Below are 4,547 nucleotides of genomic sequence, written 5' to 3'. Positions count from 1 at the left end.
GTACCTGGAGCGCGCCGCCCGTCAATGTCTCAGCAGCTTTGTTACCTTGAGGCCGGACAGCCACAGCGCCGCGAAATACAGCACCGCCGACGCCAGCAATACCAGCGCCAGCCAGCCGATGCGTTCCATGGAATGGCTTTTCAGGGCGACCCATCTCACCGCCCCGGCGGCCCACAACAAAAAGGCCGCCAGCAAGGCGCTGGCGCCGCCCACCTGCAGTGCAAACTTGCCCCAACCCGCCACCGGTTTGTAACTTCCGCGTTTCAAAAGCCCCAGCAAAAGCCACAAGGCGTTGACCAACGCGCCAATGGCGATCGACAGCGTCAGGGCCGCATGCTGCAGCACCGGCACCAGAAAATAATTCAGCACCTGCGTGAACACCAGCACGCAGACGGCGATACGCATCGGCGTGCGCATGTCGTGCCGGGCGTAAAAGCCCGGGGCGAGCACCTTGACGGCCACGATGCCTATGAGCCCCACGCCGTAGTTGCTCAACGCCGCCGTCGTGCGCTGCACGTCGAGGTCGCTGAACGCGCCGTAGTGGTACAGCACGGCGACCAGCGGCTGCGAGAACACCAGCAGGGCCACCGCACAGGGCACCGACAGCAGGACCACCAGGCGCAGGCCCCAGTCGAGCATGGCCGAGTAACGCTCCTCATCCTGGCTGCCGCGCGCCGCGGCCAGTTGCGGCATCAGCACAACCCCCAGGGCGACACCCAGCATGGCGGTGGGAAATTCCATGAGACGGTCGGCATAGGTGATCCAGCTCACGCTGCCGGTGGCCAGGTGCGAGGCGATCTGGGTGTTGATGAGCAACGAAATCTGCGCAACGCTCACGCCCAGCAGGGCCGGCAACATCAAGCTCAGCACCTTGCGTGTGCCCGGGTCGTTCCAGGACTGGCTTAGGGCCGCGAAGCTGGCGCCTATCCGCGGCAGCAAGCCCAAACTCCGCAGCGCGGGCAGTTGCAAGCCCAGTTGCAGCAGGCCGCCGACCATCACCCCCACGCATTGGGCGTAGATCGGCTCGATGCCATGCCTGGCAAACCAGGGAGCACCCAGGGTGATGGAGCCGATCAGCGCCACATTCAGCAATACGGGCGAGGCGGCGGGCACGGCAAACCGGCGCCAGGTGTTGAGGACACCGCCGGCCAGCGCGACCAGCGACATGAAACCGATGTAAGGGAACATCCACCGGGTCATTACCACGGCGGCGTTGTAACCCTGCGGCTTCAGGCCGCTCGCCATGGCCCACACCATCAGCGGCGCGGCCAGCACGCCGGCCACGCACAGCAGCACCAGCGTCCAGGTCAGCAAGGTCGCGACGTGGTCGATCAGCTGCTTTGCGCCTTCTTCCCCTTTTTCCGCCTTGCAGGCCGCCAGCACCGGCACAAAAGCCTGGCTGAAAGCCCCCTCGCCGAGTACCCGCCGGAACAGGTTGGGTATCCGGAAGGCGACGTTGAAGGCGTCGGTCATGGCGCTGACGCCAAACACCGAGGCCATCAGCAGGTCCCGGACAAGACCCGTGACGCGCGAAGCCAGGGTCAGCAGGGATACGGTGGAAGCAGCTTTAAAAAGTGACACCCCGGGAGTTTATAGCCCCCACGGTCGTTCACTTCGCGTAACTCCCTGCCCCCCGAGGGGGCCGCTGCGCCTGCGGCCCGGCAAAGCCGGTTCCGCGGCCCCTGCTGATGTAAGTCCTTCCTGGCTAAAACCACCATGTTGGGCCTGAGACCCGGCCGTCGTATAATCCAAGGCTTTGCTGCAACATCCACAGACTCCTCCCCAGGATTAAAGGAATTTATATATGGCTACCGCCAAACCCAAGAAAAAGAACCCGCGCCTTGCATCAGGCCGCAAACGCGTCCGCCAGGACGTCAAACTCAACGCCGCGAACACCTCGCTGCGCTCCAAATACCGCACCGCTGTGAAAAACGTCGAAAAAGCCGTTGCAGCCGGTGACAAAGACAAAGCCAAGGACCTGTTCGCCAAGGCCCAGAGCATTGTGGACACGGTTGCCGACAAAGGCATCTTCCACAAGAACAAGGCAGCGCGCGACAAGAGCCGCCTGTCCGCCAAGGTGAAAGCCCTGGCACTGGCCCCCGCAAAGGCCGCCTAAGCAATTAGGCAAATCGCCCGGTCGGCATCTTCTTCACGAAAATACCGTCCGCCGTTTTGTAGGGTGCGCTGCAGCAAAGCAAAAAAGCCGTCGAAAGACGGCTTTTTTGTTGGGCGCTTCACTTAGACTCGGGCGCAGATGGGGCGCATAGGGACAAACCGCCCTCTTCCACTGTTGTTACTCAACAAGAAAAGGCGGCTCATGCGCGCACTCGTTCTGCCGGCCCTCATCGCGGCCAGTCTGGGCACCGGCCATGCCGCCGACGACGAAATCTTCGACTTCAACGAATTGCTCAATCCCGGCACCATCAGCCAGGCGGAATGCAACGCCAAGCAGGATGCCGTCTGGGTGGAAACGCAGTGGCGTRAACAGGGTGCCGCCGAACGCACAGCCAAAGGCTGCATTCGCTACTTTCCCAGCGCCAATGCGCTCGGCGCGGAAACCGCCGTGCTCTTCATGCATGGCGACGTCCTGAGCGGCGGCATGGCGCAGGCCAGGGATGCCTATGTCAAGTCCGCAAGCCGGAGCCTGCAGATCGCGCGGTCCGAACGCTCGGCCAAAGAAATCGGCCTGCCGGTGATCCGCATAGGCCGTCCGGGCGCTTACGGCAGCACTGGCGCGAGCCATTTGCGCGAGCGCCGCATGCCGGTCGAAGCCCATCTGACAAACGCGGCGATCGACGCCATCAAGAAAAAATACGGTTATCAGCGCATCCAGCTGACAGGCCTGAGCGGCGGTGGCGGGCTGGTGGGCGCGGCACTGACGCTGGGCCGCACGGACATCGATTGCGCAGTGGTCGCCAGCGGCGCGGTGAGCATGAAGACGCGGGCCCGCCTGCTCGGCAGCAAGGAAGCCCAGCGCGGGTTGGACCAGACGGGACAGCCGCTGTCGGCGGTGTACGACCCGATAGACCACATCGGCGGCGTCAAGCCGGACGGCCGGCGCCGTGTGTTTGTATTAGGCGACCCGCAGGACTCGGCAGTGGCCTTTGAGTCACAGCAGGAGTTCCAGCAAAAGCTGATGGCGGCCGGAACGCCCGCCACCTTGCTGACCGCTCCGGCCTCCGATGCCAAGCATCACCAACTGGGGTCTGAAGCGCTGCTCGTGGCCGCCTGGTGCAAATCCGGCGTGGCGGATGCCCAGATACAGGCTTGGCTGGCCGAAGGAAAAAAGAAATAGGCCGGTGAAGCCGGCCTGCCCTCAGCGAACGGGTGGCTCGGGAATCAGGCAGGCTTCAGCCACCTGTAAATCGTTGTCTTTGGCGAAGTTGATGGCGAAATCCCAGGCCATGGGCTCGGCCTCGCGCAGTTCAGAGTTGACGACCACACATTTCACGCCGTTGATGACGGTAGGCACGCACCAGGGGGAATAGGTCAGGTGGCTGCCGGGCTGCGGGCCGCCCGGGCGGAAATGGCTCATCACGCCGCACAGCCTGTCGGCCCAGTCGCTGGGCCGGAAGGTTTTGCCGTCGCGGGTAATACCCTGGATGAAGACTTCTTTGGCGGTATTGGAGACCATCGGGTGGAGGGTTTTTTGCGCCGCCCGGCATGGGAAAAGGATGGGAYTCACCCCATGCTGCAGCGCACAACAATTCTAGCTTAACTCGGACTCTTATATAAGACTTGGCAGATAAATTTTCAATGGGGACCATAGCGGGGAGGTGCCGGGCGCCGGCATCGCAGCAATGCACAAACGTCACAAAAGCCCGCAAAGTCTGCGCCTAAAATCAGCCCAGGCCCGCATCATTCGCTGCGGGCCTCGGATTTTCCGCACTGTTACAGCCTTTGTTCCGGAGTTTTCCATGACCGCAGCCCTGCCCAAGCACATCGAAGCCGCCTCTCCCCACGTGATGAACACCTACGGCCGCCTGCCCATTGCGCTGGACCACGGCCAGGGCTGCCGCGTCTGGGACGTCAACGGCAAGGCTTACCTTGACGCTCTGGGCGGCATCGCCGTCAACACCCTGGGCCACAACCACCCCAAGCTGGTGCCGGCCCTGCAGGAGCAGATCACCAAGCTCATCCACACCTCCAACTACTACCATGTGCCGCTGCAGGAAGCCCTGGCAGCCAAACTGGTGGAGCTGTCGGGCCTGGAAAACGTGTTTTTCTGCTCCACCGGCCTGGAAGCCAATGAGGCCGCGCTCAAGCTGGCGCGCAAGTTCGGCCACGACAAGGGCATTGAGCGCCCGGAAATCGTGGTCTATGAAAAAGCCTTCCACGGCCGCAGCATCGCCACGCTGAGCGCCACCGGCAACCCCAAGGTGCAGGCCGGCTTCGGCCCGCTGGTCGAGGGTTTTATCCGCGTGCCGCTGAACAACATCGACGCGCTGAAGGCCGCCACCGCCAACAACCCTAATGTCGTCGCCGTGTTCTTTGAGGCCATCCAGGGCGAAGGCGGCATCAACAGCATGAAGGACGAGTACCTGCGC

General features: G+C 63.0%; 5 protein-coding genes. 3 read left to right on the top strand and 2 right to left on the bottom strand.

Going from position 1 to position 4,547, the window contains the following annotated elements:
• Positions 1-21: 21 nt before the first annotated feature.
• Entirely contained in the window at positions 22-1,581 is a 1,560-nt protein-coding gene (murJ, locus tag AC1D0P_RS22225; RefSeq protein WP_477678731.1) for a murein biosynthesis integral membrane protein MurJ, read from the bottom strand.
• A 223-nt stretch (positions 1,582-1,804) separates the two neighbouring features.
• Between murJ and rpsT the strand changes: the two genes are divergently transcribed.
• Together rpsT and AC1D0P_RS22215 are read left to right on the top strand one after the other, a co-directional pair.
• Positions 1,805-2,116: a 30S ribosomal protein S20 gene (gene rpsT, locus AC1D0P_RS22220; RefSeq protein WP_007864125.1), complete on the top strand. Its 312-nt coding sequence runs from the start codon at positions 1,805-1,807 to the stop codon at positions 2,114-2,116.
• A gap of 201 nt (positions 2,117-2,317) precedes the next feature.
• Positions 2,318-3,295, top strand: a complete 978-nt coding sequence (locus tag AC1D0P_RS22215; RefSeq protein WP_477678730.1) for a hypothetical protein — start codon at positions 2,318-2,320, stop codon at positions 3,293-3,295.
• A gap of 21 nt (positions 3,296-3,316) precedes the next feature.
• On the opposite strand, the gene AC1D0P_RS22210 is transcribed toward AC1D0P_RS22215, so the two are convergent.
• Positions 3,317-3,634 (bottom strand): DUF3579 domain-containing protein, encoded by a 318-nt coding sequence (locus tag AC1D0P_RS22210; protein WP_477655167.1) that lies wholly within the window; start codon positions 3,632-3,634, stop codon positions 3,317-3,319.
• A 283-nt stretch (positions 3,635-3,917) separates the two neighbouring features.
• Between AC1D0P_RS22210 and AC1D0P_RS22205 the strand changes: the two genes are divergently transcribed.
• A partial coding sequence (locus AC1D0P_RS22205; protein ID WP_477678729.1) for an aminotransferase class III-fold pyridoxal phosphate-dependent enzyme occupies positions 3,918-4,547 on the top strand: 630 nt, incomplete at its 3' end.

This window comes from Polaromonas sp. P1_G2 (assembly GCF_056405515.1).
The sequence above is the reverse complement of the archived record's forward strand: the minus strand, read 5'-3'. Positions and strand labels throughout refer to the sequence as shown.